Source organism: Anaerobacillus sp. MEB173, from assembly GCF_052119505.1.
GTDB lineage: Bacteria > Bacillota > Bacilli > Bacillales > JBJMAU01 > JBJMAU01.
Genome location: NZ_JBJMAU010000014.1, coordinates 16308 through 40109, shown reverse-complemented (window position 1 = coordinate 40109; position 23802 = coordinate 16308). Strand labels below are relative to the sequence as shown.

Annotated in this window: 25 protein-coding genes; 8 read left to right on the top strand and 17 right to left on the bottom strand. The window is 36.3% G+C overall.

Annotated features, from left to right (window positions below; genetic code table 11):
- Positions 1 to 98: 98 nt before the first annotated feature.
- Together ACJ2A9_RS18860 and ACJ2A9_RS18855 are read right to left on the bottom strand one after the other, a co-directional pair.
- Positions 99 to 1613, bottom strand: a complete 1515-nt coding sequence (locus ACJ2A9_RS18860; RefSeq protein ID WP_441423239.1) for a glycine betaine uptake BCCT transporter — start codon at positions 1611 to 1613, stop codon at positions 99 to 101.
- A 360-nt stretch (positions 1614 to 1973) separates the two neighbouring features.
- On the bottom strand, positions 1974 to 2873 hold the full coding sequence (locus ACJ2A9_RS18855) for a TetR/AcrR family transcriptional regulator (RefSeq protein ID WP_441423238.1): 900 nt from the start codon (positions 2871 to 2873) through the stop codon (positions 1974 to 1976).
- Positions 2874 to 3060: 187 nt separating this feature from the next.
- Here ACJ2A9_RS18855 and ACJ2A9_RS18850 point away from each other — a divergent pair, with 187 nt between their 5' ends.
- Positions 3061 to 4569, top strand: coding sequence for an MDR family MFS transporter (locus tag ACJ2A9_RS18850; RefSeq protein WP_441423237.1), 1509 nt, complete (start codon positions 3061 to 3063; stop codon positions 4567 to 4569).
- Between the two features lie 114 nt (positions 4570 to 4683).
- Here ACJ2A9_RS18850 and rlmD read toward each other — a convergent pair whose 3' ends face one another.
- Both rlmD and ACJ2A9_RS18840 read right to left on the bottom strand, forming a co-directional pair.
- Entirely contained in the window at positions 4684 to 6045 is a 1362-nt protein-coding gene (gene rlmD / locus ACJ2A9_RS18845) for a 23S rRNA (uracil(1939)-C(5))-methyltransferase RlmD (RefSeq protein WP_441423236.1), read from the bottom strand.
- Positions 6046 to 6145: 100 nt separating this feature from the next.
- Positions 6146 to 7033, bottom strand: coding sequence for a DNA-3-methyladenine glycosylase family protein (locus tag ACJ2A9_RS18840; RefSeq protein WP_441423235.1), 888 nt, complete (start codon positions 7031 to 7033; stop codon positions 6146 to 6148).
- A 128-nt stretch (positions 7034 to 7161) separates the two neighbouring features.
- Between ACJ2A9_RS18840 and ACJ2A9_RS18835 the strand changes: the two genes are divergently transcribed.
- Positions 7162 to 7524 (top strand): GAF domain-containing protein, encoded by a 363-nt coding sequence (locus ACJ2A9_RS18835; RefSeq protein WP_441423234.1) that lies wholly within the window; start codon positions 7162 to 7164, stop codon positions 7522 to 7524.
- Between the two features lie 95 nt (positions 7525 to 7619).
- On the opposite strand, the gene pdaA is transcribed toward ACJ2A9_RS18835, so the two are convergent.
- The 4 genes from pdaA to ACJ2A9_RS18815 form a co-directional block, all read right to left on the bottom strand.
- Complete coding sequence (pdaA, locus tag ACJ2A9_RS18830; protein WP_441423233.1) at positions 7620 to 8417, bottom strand: delta-lactam-biosynthetic de-N-acetylase; 798 nt, start codon at positions 8415 to 8417, stop codon at positions 7620 to 7622.
- A 135-nt stretch (positions 8418 to 8552) separates the two neighbouring features.
- The gene (locus ACJ2A9_RS18825) at positions 8553 to 10070 is read right to left on the bottom strand and encodes a fumarate hydratase (protein WP_441423273.1); all 1518 of its coding nucleotides are present in this window, start codon (positions 10068 to 10070) and stop codon (positions 8553 to 8555) included.
- A 227-nt stretch (positions 10071 to 10297) separates the two neighbouring features.
- Entirely contained in the window at positions 10298 to 10930 is a 633-nt protein-coding gene (locus ACJ2A9_RS18820; protein WP_441423232.1) for a histidine phosphatase family protein, read from the bottom strand.
- A 3-nt stretch (positions 10931 to 10933) separates the two neighbouring features.
- Positions 10934 to 11131, bottom strand: a complete 198-nt coding sequence (locus tag ACJ2A9_RS18815; RefSeq protein WP_441423231.1) for an SE1561 family protein — start codon at positions 11129 to 11131, stop codon at positions 10934 to 10936.
- Between the two features lie 153 nt (positions 11132 to 11284).
- On the opposite strand from ACJ2A9_RS18815, the gene yfkAB reads away from it, so the two are divergent.
- A complete protein-coding gene (gene yfkAB, locus ACJ2A9_RS18810; protein WP_441423230.1) occupies positions 11285 to 12439 on the top strand; it encodes a radical SAM/CxCxxxxC motif protein YfkAB in 1155 nt (384 codons plus the stop codon).
- Positions 12440 to 12491: 52 nt separating this feature from the next.
- On the opposite strand, the gene ACJ2A9_RS18805 is transcribed toward yfkAB, so the two are convergent.
- Complete coding sequence (locus ACJ2A9_RS18805) at positions 12492 to 13295, bottom strand: YfkD family protein (RefSeq protein ID WP_441423229.1); 804 nt, start codon at positions 13293 to 13295, stop codon at positions 12492 to 12494.
- Positions 13296 to 13441: 146 nt separating this feature from the next.
- Positions 13442 to 14044, bottom strand: a complete 603-nt coding sequence (locus tag ACJ2A9_RS18800) for a YczE/YyaS/YitT family protein (protein WP_441423228.1) — start codon at positions 14042 to 14044, stop codon at positions 13442 to 13444.
- 178 nt (positions 14045 to 14222) lie between these two features.
- On the opposite strand from ACJ2A9_RS18800, the gene ACJ2A9_RS18795 reads away from it, so the two are divergent.
- The 3 genes from ACJ2A9_RS18795 to ACJ2A9_RS18785 all read left to right on the top strand — a co-directional run bounded on the left by ACJ2A9_RS18795 (position 14223) and on the right by ACJ2A9_RS18785 (position 16639).
- The gene (locus ACJ2A9_RS18795; protein WP_441423227.1) at positions 14223 to 14840 is read left to right on the top strand and encodes a DUF421 domain-containing protein; all 618 of its coding nucleotides are present in this window, start codon (positions 14223 to 14225) and stop codon (positions 14838 to 14840) included.
- A gap of 9 nt (positions 14841 to 14849) precedes the next feature.
- Positions 14850 to 16145, top strand: coding sequence for a voltage-gated chloride channel family protein (locus ACJ2A9_RS18790; RefSeq protein WP_441423226.1), 1296 nt, complete (start codon positions 14850 to 14852; stop codon positions 16143 to 16145).
- Positions 16146 to 16216: 71 nt separating this feature from the next.
- Positions 16217 to 16639, top strand: coding sequence for a pyridoxamine 5'-phosphate oxidase family protein (locus ACJ2A9_RS18785; protein WP_441423225.1), 423 nt, complete (start codon positions 16217 to 16219; stop codon positions 16637 to 16639).
- A 69-nt stretch (positions 16640 to 16708) separates the two neighbouring features.
- Here the strand turns inward: ACJ2A9_RS18785 and ACJ2A9_RS18780 are convergent, their stop codons facing one another.
- Complete coding sequence (locus tag ACJ2A9_RS18780; RefSeq protein ID WP_441423224.1) at positions 16709 to 17092, bottom strand: OsmC family protein; 384 nt, start codon at positions 17090 to 17092, stop codon at positions 16709 to 16711.
- 152 nt (positions 17093 to 17244) lie between these two features.
- Here ACJ2A9_RS18780 and ACJ2A9_RS18775 point away from each other — a divergent pair, with 152 nt between their 5' ends.
- On the top strand, positions 17245 to 18456 hold the full coding sequence (locus ACJ2A9_RS18775; RefSeq protein ID WP_441423223.1) for an MFS transporter: 1212 nt from the start codon (positions 17245 to 17247) through the stop codon (positions 18454 to 18456).
- A 79-nt stretch (positions 18457 to 18535) separates the two neighbouring features.
- Here the strand turns inward: ACJ2A9_RS18775 and cspD are convergent, their stop codons facing one another.
- The 6 genes from cspD to ACJ2A9_RS18745 all read right to left on the bottom strand — a co-directional run bounded on the left by cspD (position 18536) and on the right by ACJ2A9_RS18745 (position 22125).
- Entirely contained in the window at positions 18536 to 18736 is a 201-nt protein-coding gene (gene cspD / locus ACJ2A9_RS18770; RefSeq protein WP_441423222.1) for a cold-shock protein CspD, read from the bottom strand.
- A gap of 513 nt (positions 18737 to 19249) precedes the next feature.
- The gene (locus ACJ2A9_RS18765) at positions 19250 to 19615 is read right to left on the bottom strand and encodes a YtxH domain-containing protein (RefSeq protein WP_441423221.1); all 366 of its coding nucleotides are present in this window, start codon (positions 19613 to 19615) and stop codon (positions 19250 to 19252) included.
- A 172-nt stretch (positions 19616 to 19787) separates the two neighbouring features.
- On the bottom strand, positions 19788 to 20948 hold the full coding sequence (locus tag ACJ2A9_RS18760; protein ID WP_441423220.1) for a CaiB/BaiF CoA transferase family protein: 1161 nt from the start codon (positions 20946 to 20948) through the stop codon (positions 19788 to 19790).
- A 21-nt stretch (positions 20949 to 20969) separates the two neighbouring features.
- Positions 20970 to 21353 (bottom strand): MaoC/PaaZ C-terminal domain-containing protein, encoded by a 384-nt coding sequence (locus tag ACJ2A9_RS18755; protein ID WP_441423219.1) that lies wholly within the window; start codon positions 21351 to 21353, stop codon positions 20970 to 20972.
- 52 nt (positions 21354 to 21405) lie between these two features.
- Positions 21406 to 21825 carry a MaoC family dehydratase N-terminal domain-containing protein gene (locus ACJ2A9_RS18750; RefSeq protein WP_441423218.1) on the bottom strand — a complete coding sequence of 140 codons (420 nt, stop codon included), beginning with the start codon at positions 21823 to 21825 and terminating at the stop codon, positions 21406 to 21408.
- Between the two features lie 150 nt (positions 21826 to 21975).
- Positions 21976 to 22125: a hypothetical protein gene (locus ACJ2A9_RS18745; RefSeq protein ID WP_441423217.1), complete on the bottom strand. Its 150-nt coding sequence runs from the start codon at positions 22123 to 22125 to the stop codon at positions 21976 to 21978.
- Between the two features lie 552 nt (positions 22126 to 22677).
- Between ACJ2A9_RS18745 and ACJ2A9_RS18740 the strand changes: the two genes are divergently transcribed.
- Complete coding sequence (locus ACJ2A9_RS18740) at positions 22678 to 23763, top strand: SDR family oxidoreductase (RefSeq protein WP_441423216.1); 1086 nt, start codon at positions 22678 to 22680, stop codon at positions 23761 to 23763.
- Positions 23764 to 23802 lie beyond the last annotated feature (39 nt).

Here is a 23802-nt window from a genome sequence, read left to right as displayed (position 1 = left end):
TCAATGTACAACACAGCTCTTATTAAAATCAATTGTATTTTTGTTAGCATATAAAAATGCCTTCTCCCTAACAGTAAAGCCGGGAGAAAGCACCTTTTTTATCTGTATTCTTTCTTTGTCTTATGCTTGAAATATAAGCCAAGTTCTTTCTTTTCTATCATTAAAGATCGATACAGTGATATCATCATTAAGATCATAACAAAAGAAAACGGAAATGCAGCAGCAATTAAAGCATTTTGAAGGGCTTGTAATCCGCCACTATACAAAAGAATTAATGCAACCGTTGACTGCGCAATTCCCCATGTCAATTTCACTGAACGAGGCGGTGTCAGCGAACCATAGGTTGTTTGCATGCCTAAAACAAATGTCGCCGAATCTGCTGAAGTAATAAAAAATGTACTGATCAGTGTGATTGCTACAACCGCTAAGATACTAGACCATGGCAACTGGCTGAAAGTCGCAAATAACACTTCCTCTGTCGCAAACTGTGTTAGATCAAACCCTGCGTTGTGTACACTGATTGAAGATGTACCGAATACCGAAAACCAAAAAAAGCTTACAATTGAGGGAAGTAATAATACTCCTATTAAAAACTCCCGAATTGTCCTCCCCCTCGATACACGGGCGATAAAAATACCAACAAATGGTGACCATGAAATCCACCAAGCCCAATAAAAGATCGTCCATCCATTTATCCATGAGCGGTGCTCTTCATCAAGTGGTGCAATCCGAAAACTCATTCGGGTAATATTTTGAATGTATCCACCGATCGTATCAGTAAACATATTTAATATTAGGATCGTTGGACCTGTAATAAACATTAGGGCTAACAATGCTACTGCCAAGACCATGTTTGTGTTACTTAAATATTTAATCCCTTTGCCTAATCCAGTCCATGCAGAAATCATGAATAGGACTGTTACTACAGCAACGATAATAAATTGCACAAGGATATTATTGGGGATCCCAAATAAATAAGATAGTCCCCCATTAATTTGCGTAGCTCCAAAACCAAGAGTTGTCGCAACCCCAACAACAGTAGCAAATACAGCAAGAACATCGACAACAGTCCCTAATGGACCCTCCATACTTTTACCTAATACAGGCTTTAATGTCGCCGAAATTAAACCCGGTTCGCCTTTACGAAATTGAAAATATGCTAGCGCCAAAGCAACTATAGCATAAATTCCCCAAGCATGAACTCCCCAGTGAAAGAACGTATACCTCATTGCCTCTCTCTGTGCTTCTGGAGTTAAGCCCTCTGCCAATGGCGGACTGATGAAATGCGAAAGTGGTTCAGCAGCTCCCCAGAATACAAGCCCGATTCCCATACCTGCACTAAATAACATCGCAAACCAAGTAGCTTTTGAAAACTCAGGTTTTTCATCAGGTTTACCCAGTTTTATCGTCCCAACAGGACTGAAGATAAGAAATATACAAAAAATGACAATTATTGTTACTAAAATTAAATAATACCATCCAAAGGCAGTTGTAAGAAATGCCTGAAGATTTGCACCTACTCTTTCAAAACTATCTGGCGCCGTAACACCAAAAATTACTGCTCCAAGTACAATTGCTATCGCAATCCAAAAAACGTTTGATATTTTTTTCATCTAAAATTCCTTTCTTCTTAATAAATCAATCCCAGATTAAAAAAACAGCCATCCAACTACTTTCCTAATTTCCTATAGTGGGAACTCAGTATTACTTTACCCACTTTCTCTTTATTCATTTCATCCACTACATACACTAAATCATGTTCCAACGCAAAAGTTTAGTGAAACAATCGAAAATTAGAAGAGAATTATGATATGTACTATTATTATTTTGTTAAGGGACCATGAGCTTGCTCTAGATTTTCGATATCAGAAAACCTAACTATAACAGTTTTCAAAAAATAAATCATTCCATCTGCTTGATTTTGGAACTATAATACCATTTCTCTATTCACGTCCCATCACCATAAAACAATTTTATACGTTCTCTTTACTTTGACTAAAATATTGTTCCACTATTTTCTCTAAATTTTCAATATGATTTTTTTCGATAGGACATTGATCATTTTTCATTGTCGATATTGCACTTTCAATTAGAAATTTTCTCGGCGCCTTAACATGCAGCAATTCATCATGAATAAAGTCCAACAGCTCGTTATATTTAGGTTGTTCTTCTTGATTTCTTACCTTTTCCTTCAGGAGTAGTACGGTTTCAGATAACGTTTGTTGAAATGTGTGGTCTCCCTCATTACAATCACGTAAAATATGTCCAAAAAGTTCAGGCTTATTTAATTGCGCACCTGACTCAGCCACCTCTTGAACAATCTTTACTACTCTTTCTACACTATACTTGACAACTTGATTGATGCTGCTATTTGGATCATGTACCATAGAATAATACTTCATATTGTTATGCAAAATCCCCATAAACATAATAGTACAATCCAATAGATACGTTTTATTGTTTTCACCAAAAATGTCTATGAAGCGATAGTATATCCACCGAATCAAATTTAATTGACCTTTTTTTATAAATTGCTTAAGCTCGTCATCATTGGAAACAAGAACTTCTTCAAATAGAGTAAATAATTTATTCTTCTTGTTAATTTGCATTTGCACTTCGATTTGTTTAATAAAAACTTCTATATTGGAAGGATCCTGTCCGACAAGCAATTCAGTTCTTTTCCGTTTCATCTTCTCAAAGATTGATTTAAATAAGGCAATGATTAATTCATTCTTAGATGAAAAATAATTATAAAAAGTTCCTTTCGATATACCGCTATATTCCAATATGTCTTGAATTGACGTAGCTTGATATCCCTTTTCAATAAATAAGTGATGCGCCATTTTAATGACATGCTGTTTCCGGTCGTTCATAAAATTCACCTCTCGCCTGGTTGGACCACCTGTATAAAATTCATACTACCTTATTTTTAACCTTTACACAAACACTCATGTATCAGGAACATATTATCATTGCAATTATTGAACTCCTAGTATAAGATATTATCTGGATAAACTAAAGGTATAAATTATTGAACCGCTAGTACAGGAGGAATCAAAAATGGATCAACCCAAAAAAGAAATCCAACGACCGAACTATGGGATTTTATCGATCCTTATGGTTGGTGCTTTTATTGCTTTTTTAAATAATACACTCTTAAATATTGCCCTACCGTCCATTATGAATGACTTACAGGTTGATACAGCAACTGTACAATGGCTCACAACAGGTTTTATGTTAGTAAATGGGATTATGATACCAACTACAGCGTTTTTAATACAAAAATATTCAGTTCGTCGACTTTTTCTAACCGCCATGGGACTTTTTACGATCGGAACGATACTTTCCGGTCTTGCCCATTCATTTCCTTTGTTATTAACTGGACGTATGCTCCAAGCCTCAGGGACAGCCATTATGATGCCGCTATTAATGAACGTAATGTTAATCAGCTTCCCAATTGAAAAAAGGGGAACAGCGATGGGTGTCTTCGGATTAATCTTAATGGCTGCCCCCTCTATCGGTCCTACATTATCAGGCTGGATCGTAGAACATTACAACTGGAGAATGCTCTTTCATTTTGTAACACCCATTGCTATCGGAATTCTAGCACTTGGCTTTTTCTTACTTAAAGATAAAAAAGATAAAGTCAATATCCGTCTTGACTTAATTTCCTTATTATTATCGAGTATCGGTTTTGGGGGAATTCTTTATGGTTTTAGTTCTGCAGGCAGCAAAGGTTGGTCTAGTCCTGAAGTATATATAACAATTATTGTTGGATGTATCTCATTAGTCACATTTATAGCCCGCCAATCAAAACTGCAACGACCAATGCTGAATTTCAGCGTTTTCAGATATCCGATGTTTGCACTTTCATCATCCATTGCGATGGTACTTAATATGGCAATGTTTTCAGGAATGTTGCTTCTGCCAATCTATGTTCAAACCGTAAGAGGAATATCACCGTTCGATGCCGGTCTAATGATGTTACCAGGAGCACTCGTTATGGCTTTCATGTCACCAATTACTGGGAGATTGTTTGATAAGTTTGGAGGACGTGCCTTAGCCATCATCGGACTATCAATTATGACAGTAACGACATATCTTTTCAGTACATTATCACTTGATACGACTTACAATTATTTAATGATTCTCCATGCCATTCGTATGTTTGGAATGTCAATGGTGATGATGCCCGTTTCTACCAATGGGTTAAATCAATTACCCGCTCAATTCTACCCACACGGTACCGCGATGAACAATACGTTAAACCAAGTATCAGGCGCAATTGGAACAGCATTGTTAGTCACGGTAATGTCAAACCGAATGGAAGCAAGTGCTGCAGCCTTAACAGTTGATGCAGAGCAGTCAACAAATCAACTAACTACAGAATTACAACAACAGATAGCTATTCAAGCGATGCTGGATGGGATAAACTTTGCCTTCTTCGTCTCCTCTTTCATTGCCGTTGTCGCCCTTATTCTTGCATTCTTTATCAAAAGGGCAAAACAAGCAGAAGAGCCTATTACAGAAACGCCTTCTGAGATCACACCGAGATTAGCTCAAAATTAATATAAACCTACATCTATTAAACATAGAAAAGACAACGGCCATAAAATAACCGTTGTCTTATTTGTTCCTTATTTGTACTAATTTATAGTATGTACTATAAATTAGTACGTGAGCCTATATTTTTAATTCAATCTCCGCAACAACCTCCACGTGAGCTGTATGAGGAAACATATCAACCGGTTGCAAAAAGTTAATTTTAAATCCTGCTTTTACTAATTTATCACAGTCTTTCGCTAATGTTGCTGGGTTACATGAGACATATACCAGACGCTTTGGCTTTACATTGATAATCGTATTTAAGAGTTTATCATCGCAGCCCGTTCTTGGCGGATCGACGACGATAACATCAGGTTTCCAACCTTCCTTCACCCACCGTGGCAACCAATACTCTGCTTTTCCTTCTACATAGGTTGCGTGAGTAAATCCATGCTTTGCTGCATTCACATTCGCATCATCGATCGATTCTAAAATTACATCCATTCCACGAATTTCAGCTGCATGCGGGGCGAGCCATAAACCAATCGTTCCGACTCCACAATAAGCATCAACGACTCTCTCTTTGCCGGTTAGTTGTGCTGCTTTTTTGACTTCATCATACAATTTAACCGTTTGCTTCGGATTAAGCTGGAAGAAGGCACGCGCTGATAATTCAAATGAAACATCACCTAATGTTTCTTGGATGACCTCTTCTCCCTGTAGATGAACAGTCTCATCCCCAAAGATTAACGATGTTTTTTGTCCATTTATATTTTGCAGAATGGAGGTCACTTCTGGTAAAGCATCTTGTATTTTGTATAAGAGCAACTCTTTACGCGGAATCTCTTTTTCTGTTGTAACTAGAACAAGCTGTATTTCACCCGACTCAAAGCCTACTCTCGTTACAATGGTTCGAACAAGCCCTTCACGTTTTCGTTCATCATATATAGGAATATTTAAATCTTGCAGTATCATTTTTACCCTTTGTGTCACTTTATTTGTAGTTGGATGTTGAATCATGCACTCAGATATATCAATGAGTTTGTGTGAATTAAGACCATATAATCCTGCTATAACTTTTTCTTTCTCTTTTCCAACCTGAAGCTGACTCTTATTACGGTATTTCCAAGGATCCTCCATTCCAATCGTTTCCTTAATCTTTAATTGCTTTTCCGTTAATTTTGTATGACGTTCAAACGCTTGTCTGACAATATCACGCTTTTCTCTTAATTGTGCCTCATAGCTTAAATGCTGTAACTGACAACCGCCACACTGGTCATAAACTGGGCAAAGTGGTTTTATACGATCTGGTGATTTTTTGCGGATTTTCTTAATTTTTGCTTCCGCATACTTTGTATGTACATTCGTTACTTCAGCAACAATCTCCTCATTCGGAAGTGCTCCTGGTACAAAGACTACTTGTTTTTTAAAATAGCCAACACCTTCCCCATTAATGCCAAGACGCTTGATTGTTAACGGGAATTCCTGACCCTTTTTCATAAAAACGCTCTTTTGCTTTTTAAAAGATTTCTGCATTCAAAACACCGGTCTTTCATTTCAAAATTTATAATTTCCTTTACTGAGCAGCATAATTCAACTCTCAACTATTATTTACCGTCTGATTCCCTAAGCTTTCCCACAAATAAAGTGAGGCATAACTCTCAAACGGTGCCCATGTGTTAGCATAGTCGTTGATTTGTTCAACAGTTGGTTTTTTCTCCAAATCAAATAATTTCTTTAAAGCATTTTGAATGCCTATATCATTCGCTGGCAACTGATCTTTTCTCCCTAATCCAAATAACAGTAAACTACGTGCAGTCCAAGGGCCAATGCCACGAATTTTTGTTAAGGTCGTAATGACTTGGTCACTATTCATTTCTTCAAGCTGCTCTAATTGAAGCTGACCATTCGCAATTAGCTTTGATGTATCAATGATATATTCTGCTTTCCGTTGGCTAAATTGCAACTTTCTTAACGACTCATAGGAAATGACACTCACCTGCCCAGCAGTTGGATAAAACCAGGTGCCTTCGATTTCTTTACCAAACTCTTTGACAAAACGTTCTGTTAGTATGTGGGCAAATTTAAGATTAAGTTGTTGGTGAATAATCGTTTTCATCAAGCATCGATAGAGATCAAAATCACACACAAGTGGTGTTCCTCGATATGCAGTGAAGATTGAATGTAATTTAGTATTTGAAAAGTGGTTGTTCACTTCTTCTAAAGACATATCCCATTGAAAAATATGTGCGAGCTTAGTAAGAATCTCTTGTTTGACATCGCTCCTACTACACGTTATTAAAAATTGAGGTTTTTCAATCTGTCCAAGACTTTTGAGATGAACAACAATATTTTCACCGCCCACTTCTAGTGGAACATATATTTCACTCTTCTCTAGATTCAGATTAACAAGTGGATCAACAGCTAATCTTGCTAGCACACGTTGGAAATCATAGGGGGCATTTGGATATACTTTTTCCTGCCACATGAATTTTCCCCTTCCTTTCACTTTCTTTCCAATTATAACATGCAAAATTCCTAAAACTTACTAGAACAACTTTGGTGAACATTTTGTTAAAATTAGATAAGCACGTATTAGGGAAGGAGAGAATGATTTTGTCTATACCAACAGATGTAGCATCACTTCAAATAATGGCTGATGTATATAAAAGAAAAAGTTTATCAGACATTTTTGAGAAAACGGTCCAAAGTCTTGTAAATGAGGTACCTTACATAGATTGGGTCGGTATCTATCTACTTGAGAATGAGGATAACACATTAGTGGCTGCTTCCGATATTGAAGATGATATTTCATGGGAATGTAATGGTGAACTGAAATTTCCGATCACAAATTCAAATAACCAGCAGATTGGCACAATGGTCGTTCGCAGTAAACAGCCAATTGCTTTTGATGTAACAGATGTTACAACCCTCGAAACGATCGCCCAAGCGATTGGTGAACGCAGCTTTGCGAATTAGATGTTAAAGTTAAAAGTTAAAAGTTAAAAGTTAAAAGATAATAATAATGAAACTCCCCTTGTCACACTTAAACAAAGGGAGTTTTTGTTTGCTCTTTAATTAGGAAGATGTTTTGACATCATAAGATCATCGAGGCTTTTAAATGTATAGCCCTCGACCTTAAGATCATCGATTACCTTACCTAATGCTTCTGCATTATCTTTGGAAACAGAGTGCAAAAGCATGATTGAACCTGGATGTACGCGCTTCATAATTTGATCATATGCATGCTTCCATCCCTTTTGTTTTTCAACCTCCCAGTCTTTATACGCCATTGACCAGAAAACATTTGTATAGCCAAGTTCATTAGACAGTGCTAAAGTTCGTTCACTAAAAATCCCACGCGGTGGACGTAGGTAATTCATCTCTTTTATTCCCGTCATCTCTGTAAATTTATCTCTTACTTTTTCTAACTCATCTTTCAAACGTTCATCACTTACTTCGGCAAGGCTCGGATGATGCCATGAATGATTGCCAACAATATGCCCTTCATCTACCATCCGTTTAATTAATGCCTCTTCAGTTTTTAAATAGTGGCCAGTCACAAAAAAGGCTGCCGGAACCTGCTTTTCCTTCAATACATCGAGGATTTGGGCAGTATACCCATTTTCATAACCATTATCAAAAGTTAAGTACAACTCCTTTTTTGTTGAATCCCCAATAAAATATCCACCATATTTCGTAAGCAACTCGTCATAAAGAGGTTCTGTTGTAACAGGTTCATTGGTTTTATTCGGTTTGAAGCTCCAATCATAAGCTTTATTACTGTAATTTTCAGTTGCTGTTACACTACTGCTAAGTGGAGCGATAACAGTTGTTAGTAATAGAAAAATAAGAAATAGATGTTTCTTCATTTGGATAACGTCCCCTTTACATTATTCTAGTGAGTAGTTTCACACGATTTGGGAGCATTATACAGGGAATAATTTTCCACACATTTACAGCAAAAAAGGATGTCTCATAAGTGACATCCCTTTTACTATTTTTTATTAAAATACACGCTCTTTGAATTGCTCCAGCTTTTCTAATGAAGATTTATCTACATCGGCATGCAAACTGTTACCGTGGGAATCCATCGTTACAATTGCTGCAAATCCTTCAACTTGAAGGTGCCACATTGCTTCTGGAATACCGAATTCCATTAAATCAACACCTTCAACCTTCTTAATACAGTCAGCATAGTATTGAGCCGCTCCGCCGATTGCGTTCAAGTACACACCACCGTGTTCCTGAAGAGCTTTAAGTGTTTTTGGACCCATACCGCCTTTCCCAATTACAGCACGAATACCAAACTTCTTCATAACATCACCTTGGTAAGGCTCCTCACGAATACTAGTTGTTGGTCCTGCTGCTTTTACATGCCATTCACCTTGATCGTCTTTTAACATAACTGGTCCACAGTGATAAATGATTTGACCGTTAAGATCGATTGGCGCATCGTGGTCCATTAAGTGATGGTGGATTGCATCACGTCCAGTATGCATAATACCGTTAATCACGACAACATCCCCAACTTTTAATTCACGAATTTGTTCTTCAGTAATTGGGGCAGTTAACTCAACAGTGCGAGATTCTTTTTCTTCTGTAGTTGCCGCCACTTCTTCGATCGCTTTATTTAAGTCAGCCTCTTCACCTTCTTGGTAGAACCATTCTTGGATTGAACCATTATCAGCATCAATTTGACAACCAACACGACGGTATGCCCAACAGTTATACGCAACAGAAACATAGAAGCTTGCAGGTAAACGATTCATCACACCAACTTTACAGCCTAGTAATGTTGATTCACCACCGAATCCCATTGTTCCAATGCCTAGTTTATTCGCATTTTCCATTACGTACTCTTCCAACTTACGAAGATCCTCAATCGGATTCTGATCATCAACCGAGCGGAAAAGCTGTTCTTTTGCTAATGAATAACTTGATGTACGATCCCCACCGATCCCAACACCGATGAAGCCAGCACTACAGCCTTGTCCTTGTGCTTGGTATACGGAATGCATGATACATTTACGAATACCGTCTAAGTCACGTCCAGCACGACCAAGACCTTCTAATTCTGCAGGTAAACTATATTGAATATTTTTGTTCTCACAGCCGCCGCCTTTTAAAATAAGGCGAGCATCAATGTAGTCCTTTTCCCATTGCTCAAAATAGATCGCTGGTGTACCAGGACCAAGGTTATTTCCGCTATTCTCACCTGTTAATGAATCAACAGAGTTTGGACGGAGAATTCCGTCTTTTGTCGCTTGTTCCATTGACTCATAGATGGCCTTCTTCATTTCAATTTGGTTCACGCCAACTGGTACTTTAAACTTAAATGTTGGCATTCCCGTATCTTGGCAAATCGGTGATACATTTGTATCTGCCATTGTAATATTATCAGTAATGGTTGATAGTGCTAATGCCGATTGTGTTCCTGCATTTTCTTTTGCTTTTGCTTGAACGATTGCCCGGCGAACATCCTTTGGAAGATTAGTAGATGCTTGAAGAATAAGTTGATACATACTATCTTTTATCTTTTCCACTAAAAAAACTCCCTTTCCCCTAAAAGATTAATATTTTATAAATCTATTAAAAAATTTTTCCCATCTAATATTATACGCCTTGTCGAAAGATTTCGAAAGGTTTTCTAAAAAGGGAATCCTTTCAAATTGATCTTATTTGTATTTCCAATGCAAAAAAGCCTGTGACCTCTTGATGAGATACAAGCTTCCTCACGATGATTCCAATGTTAAATCGACTTTCTGTAATGTTCTTCAAGGTCGAGAAGATGTGTATTACGATTAATATATTCAATCATTGGCTTTTGCCCGTGTTGCCAGTCTATAAGGGTGATACCTGTGTTATCAATCTGAAAGGGACGATGATGTTGAGACCATTCTTCACCTAACATGATAAACATGATCAGTATTGAAATAAATCCACCATGGGAGACAAGTGCCACTTGATGTCGATCATGAGCTCTTAACAATTGATCGCATACATATCGGCAACGTTCGGTTAACTGTTCTATCGTCTCTGTCCCTTTAATACCGGATGTTAGTAATGGTAAGCTCCTCATTTCAGGATATAAACCGTAAATTTCATCCTTTGTTTTCCCCTCGAATGGTCCAAGCCCTACTTCACGGATTCTATCCCATTTATTAGCGGAAACTGGTTGTCTGGCTTCAATTGCCTTTGCCGTTTCATAAGCACGTGTCAAATCACTGCTATAAAGATAATCAAGTGTAATCGAGGACATATGATCGCCAAGCTTAGAAGCCTGTTCTTTGCCTAATGAAGAAAGCGGAAAGTCCTGACAGCCTTGAATCTTACCAATTCGATTTGCCTCAGATTCACCATGACGAATTAAATATAACTTCATTCTTTATGCTTCTCCTTTAGAAGAGAAATTTCCTCGAACTTCTCGACACTTGTTCTCAAGATCATCAAGCATTGCGATAATTCGATCGATTTCCTCTACTCCAGCCTCTTCTGGATTAATCGTATCCAACATCGTTAACAAACCGTCCATTTGACTATATAAATCACTCATTTGAGACTTTTGGTATACTGTTTCTGCCATCTTCTTCGCTCCTTTCACATACAACGTAACTTTATCAAATTTTTTCTGCACCTACAACATTAGCCTAACCAAACACAAAAAAAATCATGAGTTTGTTATTTGTTTTTCCTTTTCATCATTTTTACGTTATGATAAAAGGTAGTCTTTTTTAGAATGATTATTTGTTCAAATAAAGGAGTATTTATAGTGCTTATTAACAAACTGAAATCAATTACACCAAGCTATGATCCATGGGAAGCTTATTTAGATATAGAGGAGTATGGTGAAATGCGCCTGACAAATGTTGAGTTTACTACAACAACATTATGCAACATGCGCTGTGAACATTGCGCTGTCGGGTATACTTTACAATCGAAAGATCCAGAAGCTTTACCAATCGAGCTTTTCATTAAACGTCTTGATGAAGTCCCCCATTTACGTTCATTAAGCATCACTGGTGGTGAACCGATGCTATCGATCTCCTCAGTGAATGACTATGTTGTCCCTTTGTTAAAGTATGCGAGAGAGCGAGGAATTCGAACACAAATTAATTCAAACCTCACCCTTGATCTAAGTCGATATGAAAAAATCCTTCCATATCTTGATGTTCTCCACATTTCTCATAATTACGGGACTGTGGATGACTTCGCAGAGATTGGTTTTGCCATGATGGACAAAAAACCTAATTATAAACAAAGAATAGCCTACTTCGATAAGATGGTTGACAATGCAAAGCAAATTGCTAAATCTGGAGTTCTTATTTCAGCAGAAACAATGATCAACAAGCGTACACTACCATATCTCGAACAAATACACGATCAAATTGTTGCGATGAATTGTGTACGACATGAGGTTCACCCTATGTATTCTAGTGATTTCGCCAGTACTCTTGAAACTGCTTCATTAGCTGAGATAAGAAGTGGTATTCATAGACTTCTTGACCATCGGAACGAAGAAATTTGGATGTTATTTGGAACATTGCCATTCTACCCTTGTAGTACAAACAAGGATGACCAAAACATTCTTAGACGGCTATATCAAGAAAAAAATGTAACAGTACGAAATGACCCTGACGGGCGTTCACGTTTGAATATTAATATTTTTGATGGCAGCATTATTGTTACTGACTTTGGGGATACTCCTCCGCTTGGTAATGTTCAAACAACTACACTACAGAATGCATATAACAATTGGCTTAGTACCGACTTAGCCAAGAACTTACATTGTCATTGTCCAGCCGTGAAATGTCTCGGCCCTAATGTCCTTGTTAAAGATTCATATTATAAAGGTGTTGATTTTACAACGAAAACAGCACAAATTCGGCTATAATTACACCAAAAAAAAAACAGACGCAGGAACAAGACATGCGTCTGTTTTTTTATTAGTAAGGGTGATTCGAAGTATTGAACTTCAATGCCAAATGGTCTTGAACTGGAATCCATGCGCCAATTCCTTGTTGTGTTACATTTTTCACTTCTAATGATTTTTTACCACCTTTAAGCTTTAAATAGACCTCACCATATGTGACTTTTCCTTTTTCATTTGCGGCAGGAACAAAAGCATATAGATATCCGACATTTTTAGGTGCGATATTATAGTAATGACCGCCTCCTTTTTTTGTTCCTTGACCGATAATTGTTTCAAAAGCAAGCGGTAAGCCGGTATTTTCTGTTGCTTTAATCATCATCATCTTCTTTACTTCTTCACTATTTGGTATTTTGGCCGTTAATCCACCTGTTACATTTTTTTGTTGCTCTTGTGCGTACTGCATTCTTTGTGCTGCCTTACCACCACGGTTATCTACATAATTTGTGTTAATTTTTTTAAATTCCCAATTGACATTTGTTTCAGCTGACTCATAGGCTAAAGGCCACTGTCCTAAATAAATGGAGGCATTAAACAGTAACGCTAATTTTGAACCGTTAATGGTCGTTTCATTTAACATTCGTATCAGCTCAGGATTTTCAATTTTGACGTCGGCACTGTTTAGTAACTCTTGGGCCAGCTCACTAGGCTGAAGTTGCGGTAAATCTTGAGTAGGATTTGGATACGTATTTTCTTTAGAAATATTCATCACATAATCAGGTATTTTCTTAGCATTTTCCTCTTTTTTGTCATCAGCCAAACTATGTAATGGCAACATGAAAAGAATAATTGCAGCCAAGAACAATGTTAACTTTTTCATAATATTGCTCCTCCTTGAATCAAACATAGATATAGGACAAAAACTCTGTATTCAGTAACCATAGTTTTTTCGAGGAGGTAATAATTTATCCATAACCGCATCATTTAAATTCAAAAATTATTTAAAAATAGGTACTAAGAAGCTTATTACGTTTTCACAAGCTTTTCAATTCGTGGGAAAAAGACTTGAATTAATGGACCGATAGAGAATGTAGCAACAATTGTTCCTAACCCTATCGGTCCCCCCACCAAAAAGGCAAAAACTAAGGCAATGACTTCTCCTATTGTTTTGGAAACCATCAAGCTAAACCCTGTTCTTCGTCTGATCGCAATCATTAATCGATCAATCGGAATGACGGCAAACTCTGCCTGCAAATAAATAGCAATACCAAGTGCCATCAAAACCACTCCAATAATTAATACCATTACTTGATAATAGAATGGTTCAGGGTACCAATTCACTAAAGCATACAGTAACCAAAAATCAATAAAGTAGCCAATCAATATTACAGTTATGATTGAAACCACTTCTGGTCTTGCCTTAAGTAAAAAGGCATTGATAACAATTAATAACACCCCTATAATAATTACCCAGTTTCCGACTGTAAATCCTATTTGTTGAGATAGCCCAACATTCAGCGCATCCCATGCCCCTGTTCCTAGCCCTGCAAGAATCGTGAATGATATCCCAATAGATAGAATAATTAAACCTAAGATAAAGCTTATTCCTCGTTTAATAAACTTTGACATTTATCCTCATCTCCAATATAAGCTTAAGCTCAGTCATACTTATGTACTAATTATCATTCTACATATATATAGAATAAATTCTCCTATATTTTGTCACTCTAACAAAATAAAAGATTAATTCACAATAAATATCTGAGTTCTAAATGTTTAATTGGTAGGTATAAATGGAGGATATTCAATGGACTTACACTTTATATGGAAAGCAATCGTTATTGTTATTGGTGGGGTACTTATTTTAAGATTAGCCGGAAGGAAATCAATTTCGCAACTGACTGTTGCGCAAACGGTCATGATGGTTGCCGTTGGTTCACTAATTATTCAGCCAGTTGGTGACAGGAATATTTGGATTACTATGATCATTACGTTTTTGCTTGTACTTACTCTTATTTTCATTGAGTATATCGTCTTAAAATATAACGCACTTGAAAGTTTTTTTTACGGCAAGTCAATTATCGTCGTCGAAAACGGCAAAATTAATGAGAAAAACTTAAAAAAAATTCGTTTAACGGTAGATATGCTTGAGGTGCGAATACGACAGCAAGGCATTCAAAATATTAGTGATATACAATGGGCTACGATTGAGTCCAACGGTCAATTAGGGTACTTACTAAACCCTGAAAAACAATACGCTACAAAAGAAGATATACAAATGATAATTTCCTTATTACAAACAAGTAATAATCCTAATCTTTCAGGACAACAACATCCAATACCCCTTTTTAATACACCTAATAATCTTTTTACAGAAGTTAAAAATAATGGGAATTCCAACCCACCTCCAGAACATTTGAAATGAGGAAAAGCAATGGATGACAAACTAAAATATAAAGTTTTTATTTCAACCCTTTCCAAATGGGTATTTTTTGGGGGAATTATTGGTGTAGTGATTGGATCAACAACTGCTTTACTATTAACAACGAACGATTTTCTTGGAGAAGTACGAGAAAAAAATTCATGGCTTATTTTTTTTCTGCCTTTAGCCGGGATTGTTTTAGGCTATTTCTATATGTATTACGGCAAGTATGCCGGGAATGACTCTGCAAAAGGTAATAATTTAGTAATAGAAGCTGTCCATGGAAAAGCAAAGATTCTAAAGCGCATGGGGCCTATTGTCTATTTAGGAACATTTATTACAGTCCTATTTGGGGGATCAACCGGAAGAGAAGGTGCAGCAATTCAAATGGGGGGAAGTGTTGCCGAAGCTATAAACAAGTACTTTAAAGTCTACTTTTTAGACACAAAGATTCTTATAATGAGCGGGATAAGTGCTGGATTTGGATCAGCTTTCGGCACACCAATTACAGGTGCTATCTTTGGAATTGAAATGGCTTCCTTAGGTAAACTAAAATTTGAAGCCATTGTTCCATGTCTAGTATCAAGTTTTGTTGGTCACTATATAACTCATGCCCTATGGGGAGTTGAACATGAAAAATTCATTATTGAAACTGTACCAGAATTATCGGTTATTTCTTTTCTTAAAGTCATTATCGTTGCCATTATTTTTAGCCTTATTGCTGTTTTCTATTGTCAATTAAGACATGGGATACAAAGGGAGTCAGAAAGAATTTTCAAGAAGAATCATATGATTAGAGCTTTTGTTGGTGGAATTGTAATAGTTGCCTTAACGCTTTTGATCGGTTCACAAGATTATAATGGGCGTGGACTAGACATGCTTGAACAATCATTTAAACAAGACGTTCCTAGTTTCGCATTTATTTTCAAGCTGATCTTCACAGCCATAACACTAGGATCGGGCTTTGTTGGTGGCGAGGCGATACCTTTATTTTTCATTGGAGCAACACTTGGAAATAGTTTATCTGACGTGATTAACCTTCCGACTTCCTTCCTTGCTGGCTTAGGATTGATTGCTACATTTTGTGGCGGCGCAAATACACCAATAGCAGCTTTCCTATTAAGCGTAGAAATGTTTAATGGTAAAGGAATAGAATATTTTTTTATTGCATGTTTTATTAGTTATATTGTATCAGGACATCACAGCTTATGGCCTTCACAAACAATTTTTGAGCCAAAAAGCAGGTTATATAATATAGCTAATGAAGAAACGATTGGGAATATCGAAAAGAAAAAGCATCCTCATTAATTATTTGTGTTTTAAAATTCATTAATTTAGAAATAGTAATAAGGTAAATATTGTTAGAAAGGAAGATAATAATGTCTCAAACAGACCTTAAAAATAAAATCTTACAGGTAATTGAAAATAATCGTTTAGGGGTTTTATCTACGATTAAAGGAGACAAGCCGCACGCAAGGTATATGATGATTTTTAATGAGGGCCTAAAGCTTTATACAGCTACTAGTAAGGAAACACATAAGGTAGAAGAAATTGAAAAGAACTATAACGTTCATATCATACTTGGTTACCAAAAAGAAGGTGACACCTACGTGGAAGTTGAGGCAACTGCTAATGTGATTGATACTGAGGAGTTAAAAAAGAAGTTTTGGAACGATAATCTAAAACCATGGTTACAAGGACCTGAAGATCCTAATTACGTTATCCTAGAAATCAAACCTTATTTATTTCACTTAATTGAAAGTACGACTGGTCATTCAGAAACATTGCACATTGATGAATAATAACTTCCCCCCTTTTGAAAGAACCACTTTCAAAAAGGGGGTTAGTCTTTTATCATCGAGCTGCTGACGTTACTTTATCATCTCAAAGCTTTCAGTAATCTCGATACTCTCCTTCACAGATTGAACCATTGAACAGTTTTTCTCTGTAATGGCTAATATTTTTTCCATTTTTTCCTCTTCTATTTCTAAACCTTTAATAATAAAGTGCATATGAATTTTTTCAATTTCCTGAGCTCCTGCTTCATTTCGGGTTACTTCTGTTTTAATTTGAATATCTTCGTAACTTAATCTTTTCTTCTGAAGCACTTTTCTTAAAATACCTCCGCTACAGACGGCTATTGCAGAAACGAGCAATTGATATGGTCGATACCCATACTGCGCATCACCTGATACCTCAAGTTCACCAAATTCAACTTCTGTTACAAAACTGTGTTCCTTCATTTTAAATTCCAACTTTTCCAACCCCTTCTCTAAGTATATATCTATTGTATAATTAAAACAGTTTTGCGTCACGAATTAGGAAATATATGATAGTTGCATGAATGAATATAATAATTCTAAAATATGAATAGTGTGTAACTTTTTTAGTTGGAGAGAGCGATGTAATGAGAAAAGAAATAAATGAACAGAATTTGAATAGTCCGGTATACAGGTTTATCGTTTTAGTTATTATGGTGGCAATCACGGGATTTTCCCAAGGTATGCTTTTACCATTGTTATCAATTATGTTAGAAACCATTGGTGTCTCCTCTTCGTTAAATGGAATTAATGCAGCTGGATTATATATCGGGATATTACTTGTTTCTCCCTTTATTGAAAAACCATTACGTATCTATGGCTACAAACCAATTATCATGATTGGGCTAGTTCTAGTAACAGTTTCATTACTGCTTTTTCCATTTTGGCAAGTGTTTTGGTTTTGGTTTATTCTTAGAATTATCGTCGGTATTGGTGATAACATGGTACACTTTGCAACTCAAGTATGGATAACATCAACTAGCTCACTTAAAACACGAGGCCGAAACCTTTCAATATATGGATTTGCATTTGGAATGGGATTTGCTATAGGGCCAATGATGACCAGGCTATTGTCCATAAATCCATACTTACCTTTTATTATTGCATCAATTGCCAGTTTCCTTACATGGGGATTTGTCATTTTTCTTAGAAATGAATGGCCTGAAAAGAATACAGACGCGATGCACCAGTTAGGTGTATGGCAACGGTACAAAGCAGTCTTCCGTCAAGCATGGTTTGCCTTATTACCTGGTTTTTGTTATGGGTTTCTTGAGGCATCACTTCATGGGAATTTCCCAGTTTATGCATTACGCTCCGGAATTGCTGTTGATTGGGTATCTATTTTGTTGCCATCATTTGTCATTGGGGGATTGATAACACAACTACCGTTAGGGATCATAAGTGATCGTTTTGGCAGGCGGAACATAGTACTCTTAGTCACCTCTCTTGGTTTTGTTTCCTTCTTAAGTATGAATTTCTTTGAATCATCAATGAATAGCCTGCTTATTTTATTTGTTATTAGCGGAGCGCTAGTTGGCTCTTTATATTCTTTAGGAATTGCATTCTTAGCTGACATTCTTCCTCGCCATTTACTACCTACTGGAAATGTGATGGTCGCTATTAGTTTTGGAATTGGAAGCATGATTGGACCTATAATCGGTGGCATTTTTATTGATTTGTTCGATTCAGGGAGTATATATTTCTTAATTAGTGGAGTATTACTCTTAGTATCGATTGCCGGATTATGTTTTAAAGGCGGGAAAAACCATCAGAATGAAACTGTAGAAGGAGTTGCATAGATAAGAGAATGTGCAGTCCGTGGAGCAAAACCGAACAAAAAAAGCGTGAGAAATTTCTCTCACGCTTGTATTATTGTTATTAAATTTTTGTAACGTTTGAAGCTTGAGGTCCACGGCTGCCTTCAACGATTTCGAAGCTAACTTCTTGACCTTCTTCTAAACTTTTAAAGCCTTCACCTTCGATTGCTGTGTAATGTACGAATACATCGTCTCCACCTTCAACTTCGATAAATCCAAATCCTTTTTCTGCGTTAAACCATTTTACTTTACCGTTTTGCATTGTAAATTCCTCCTAAAATCTGTACACAATATTCTGCGAACTAAAGTTGTTACCACTTTTTTACTCTTACATAAAACTTAAGACTATCGAAAAAGAAAAATGAAGGTGATTCATTTAAAGCAGTCTGACTTATGTAATAAAGCAAAGAAAGTTGGCCAAAAGAAATGATTCTTTTGATATGATAAAAGTTACCATATTGATATTAACAAGTCAAGATGGTCATCCTTTGCCTTACGGCTTGCAGCTGCAAATGAATCATTACAATAGGATACCTTTGACTGTTACTCCTAATATTAACAAAAGGGGTAAAAATTATGAATTAAATTAGTGAAAATCATTCTTTTTATTAGCACTACTGCTTGTCTTATGATTACTACCGCTTTTTTGCTTCTTATTATTTTTGTTGTTATGGTTTTGTTTATTTTTACTCATGTAAGACATCCTCCTTTTCATTTCGTTCAAAAAATAGGATATCCACAATCGAATTAAACATGCACAAATTTAATTAAGATTTTAATTTTCCTGTCCCTGTTCTATTCTTAATTTCCTTGTCATATTAGTTAGGTCATCTTTTACCTGTTTTGCTGTGTCAATAATCTCAGTCGAATTCTTCTTCAGATGCTCAATTCGTTCAGCAATTTGGCAGACATCATCTTTTGCCTCTCTTACAACATCTGAAATTTTGTTTGTTGATTCTTTCACTTGTTCAATAATTTCCGAGCGATTTTCTGAAATCAACTTAATACATTCTGAAGTACAGTTGCTCATATCCTTTAGATTATTAATGACTTTTGATCTTGTCGACGGATTGATTAATACTATAGCGGCACCAATAGCTCCCCCAATAAGTATCCCTTTATAAAGTGTATTGTTTTCCAATAAATTCTCCCCCTTACTAGTTAGCAAATACTATTTCATTATGCCTCGCCTATATTTTATCAATAACTATTAACAATGGCACAGCAGTAATCTGAAATTTATTGAATCTTTCGTCAAATAGAGTAAGGGAATGTCCCATTAGTGACATCCCCTTATAAATACGTTTCCCATTTTACCTTTGTACATTCACCGTCTGATCTGGAATGATCTTTTTTTCTTTCAAGCGAGCTACTTCTTTTTTGTTTTTCTTTAACAATTGCCCTAATAATTCCTCAGTATGCTGACCTAGACCAGGTGTCATGAGAGTTTGACTAAGCGATGTATTGGTTGCTACATAGGTTGTACCTGACTGATCATCTTTTATTAATTCTCTTTCATTAATATACTGCAATTTTTTTAATTCATTGGTTTCAAACACCGGCATCAGACAACAATCAACCTGCATACTAAACTCATGCCACTCGGCAAAAGTTCTTGAAAAGAACAAATCCTTTACTTCTTTGTATAGAGTATTACTTTCTTCTGCCTTAGAATAATGTCCTTCTATCCATTGCTCTTTCTCAACTGCCTTACAAAAGTTCTGCCAAAATTTCGGCTCTAATGCTCCTAAAGTTATGTATCGATCATCTTGTGTTTGATAAATGTTATAGCATACTAGTTCACCTGCTAATTCAGATAATCCATACTTATGCCCTGTTTCAGAAGCAATAGCAGCATGATTTGCCATAAAGGAGACCATAACATCTGCAATGGCTAAATCAATATATTGTCCAATTCCTTTGCGTCCCCGTTGAACTAACGCCCCTAAGATCGCCTCACTTGCAGCAATCCCACCAATGAGATCGGCAAAAGTCATACTCGGTTGAACTGGTGTACCATCACTTGTTTTTAGTTGTGATAACAACCCACTAAGCGCCATATAGTTCAAATCATGACTACCTAAATGACTGATTGAACTATCTTGACCGTACCCAGAAAGTGAGCAGTAAATGATCATCGGGTTTACTTTTTTTACTTCTTCATAACTCAACCCAAGCCGAGCCATTACACCAGGACGAAAGCTTTCGATGATTACATCCGCATTTGCAACTAAATCCAATGCAATTTGCCGGCCCTCATCTTCTTTTAAATTTAATGCGACACTTTTTTTATTACGATTATTTGCCAGAAATATAAGACCTGTACCATCCTTTTGATCAGCCATTACCCTTGCCGGATCACCATTTAATGATTCAACCTTAACTACTTCTGCCCCTCGGTCAGCCAATCTCATACTTGCATAGGGACCCGGTAAATACTGTGAAAAATCGACCACTCTTATCCCATCTAACATCCTTCTTCCCCCTTATCTTCGCTACTTTTCTACTTTGAACTGTCCCTTTAACTTCATCTCGCCTTCCTCATTCTTTGCAATAACCTCTCCAATGAGATAGGTCTTTCCTTCAACCTGCTGCTCCTCAATTTGCTTTCCAAAAATCGTGATCGATTCACCAGGTCTTGTAATTGCTGTAAATCTAACATTCAATTCCTTTACATGTTTTAATGGAAACCACTGCGTGATCGCTTGTCCGGCAAACCCCATAATTAACATACCATGAGCAATCACACCACCTAGTCCAGCTTGCTCGGCAATCGGAGTCACAGTGTGGATTGGATTGAAATCACCAGAAGCACCTGCATATTTCACAAGCTGAGAATGAGTGATTTCTTTCTTGTTTAGCGGCTTGAATGAGTCCATAGAAAAACCTCCTTTTTTTCACTAGTAACAGAATGAACGAGCGCTCAATAGATTACCGTTCAATAATGAGTGATTTGGCAACAAGAACTTCATCTCCAAACTGATTTGTATAGGTTGTCTTTAGTTTTAAGAATGTCATTTTCTTCTTTTCGTAGCGATCGATTACCGTTGTTTCGCCTGTTATTTCATCACCTACGCAAAGCTGTCCTTTATATTCATAGGACTGTTCTCCATGTAAAACTCTTAATATATTTAAATTAAATTTACTAATAAGATCTTCAAAGTCTAATCCAGCCCACATCTCGATGACCGTTCCAAAAGTAGGTGGTACAGGAATATTCCTAAATCCTTGTTTGCGAGCCTCCTCTTCATCAACATAGATTGTGTTAGAATCTCCAATGGCTTGCACAAATTCTTTTACTTTTCCCTTTTCGACCAAGAATGTAAATCGGTGAAACATTTCCTCTTCCATGCATACTCTCCCCCTTTTGTAATTTTAATGTATAACTTAATTCTATCTTATTACAGTGATATTGTCAGTATTTTCTAACTACTCTATTGTATTTTTTTGTAAATATACAAAAAAGTGCCTAACATTATAGTTAAGCACTTTTTTAACTCATCAGTTATAAACTTCTGTTAAGTAACAATCAGTATCAAGCTTTTCAAATCCCTCAGCTTTTACTTTCTTTAATTGTTTTAATTCAACTGTTAAGCTCTCGATTTTCTTTTCCATTTCCTCTAATACTTTTACGTCTACTGTTACTGTCATCTTGATCCTCTCCCCACTTTTAATTTGTTTGAATTTTCTGACAATAATAACTAAAAGAATTTTCGACTCTGAACGAACCGTTTTAACTACCTTTGAACCGTTGTTCAGCATCGATGTTTATTGAACATTTTGTCGTTTTATTAATTTAAAAATATTCTAACAACTCTCGAATCATTTGTAAACCGCTTTTTAAAATGTAATCGCTGTCATTTTCAATTTTTTTTTAATTCTTTATTTTCCGCCCTGAAGGATACTTATCCACAAACAAATCCACAAATGTGGATATAATAAACAACATGTGTATTGATACTATTTGAGCTGTTAGTAACTTTGTGTTTAAATTTATCCACATCGTTGTTAATAATGTGGATAAAACTGTGTAAATCTCGGATTTATTCTAGTAACTACTGTGGATATCCCATATAGTATGTTTTCATTAGCTGCTTTTTCCAACTAGAAATTTTCATGACAAAAGCAAAAAATGTCGAAATTCATGTTATAATCGCTAGTAAGCTAGCTTTTTAACTATGTGTTAAGACAAGGGGTTTAAAAATGAAAAAAACTGTACTATTAACTGGTACCACTGGCTTTTTGGGGAAGGACCTTTTACACCGTCTTGTTCATAAAGGACATCATATTTATGTACTCATTCGTGAAAAACGAGGACAATCTGTTGAAGAACGGTTACACGACATTATCGACAATCAGTACCATCATCAAATAACAATTATTACTGGAGATGTAACAAAAGAAAACCTTGGACTAAAACAGAAAGACATCGACGCTCTGAAAGGGGCAATCAATACCGTCATTCACTCTGCAGGTCTAGTACGCTTTGATCAAGAACTTAAGGATGAACTATTTAAAGTTAACTATTACGGTACAAAAAATCTTATTTCGTTTGCTAAACAGATATGTGTCACTACCTTTTACTATATTAGTACGGCCTATACAATCGGAAAAAACCGCCTGGCAACTGAAGAGCTTCAACCTGCAGGCACACAATTTCACAATCCATATGAAGAATCAAAGGCTCTTGCTGAATATGAGGTAGCAAATGCCCAAGATGAGCAATTTAAAACAGCTATTTTCCGGCCAAGTATTATTGTTGGAGACTCTGAAACTGGGGAAGCTGATACTAGTTTTACACTTTACGGATATATGAGAGGGGTCCAGCTCTTCCAAAGAAAATTTGGTAAGAAAGTTGCTGGCGGGACAATCCGAATCATTGGAGACCCTGAAGGAACATCAAACCTTGTCCCGGTAAATTATGTTTGCAATTGTATTTTGGCTGCCTTTGAGCAAGGTATTCAAACAGGTATCTATCATTTAACAAGTTCAACCCCTTTTTCAAATAAATTCTTATTTACAGAATCATTACAGCTTCTAGATATCCGTGACTTTTCAATTGAATTAATAAAAGGACTTGCAACTGAAGAGTTAACTAGGGAAGAGAAAATTCTTCATTCCTTCGTGCAAACATACGAGAATTATTTACATCATTATGGTACGTTTGATGATTCGAATATGCAGCGAGTTTTAGCAGAAGCCAGGATTCCGCGCTTAAATATTACAAAGGAAATGTACGGCTTCATTGTAAAAGCATATATGGATAAACAATTTGTCCTAACAGTTTAAGAGAGAGATTCATTCCCATTAGTAAGGGGATGTCTCATA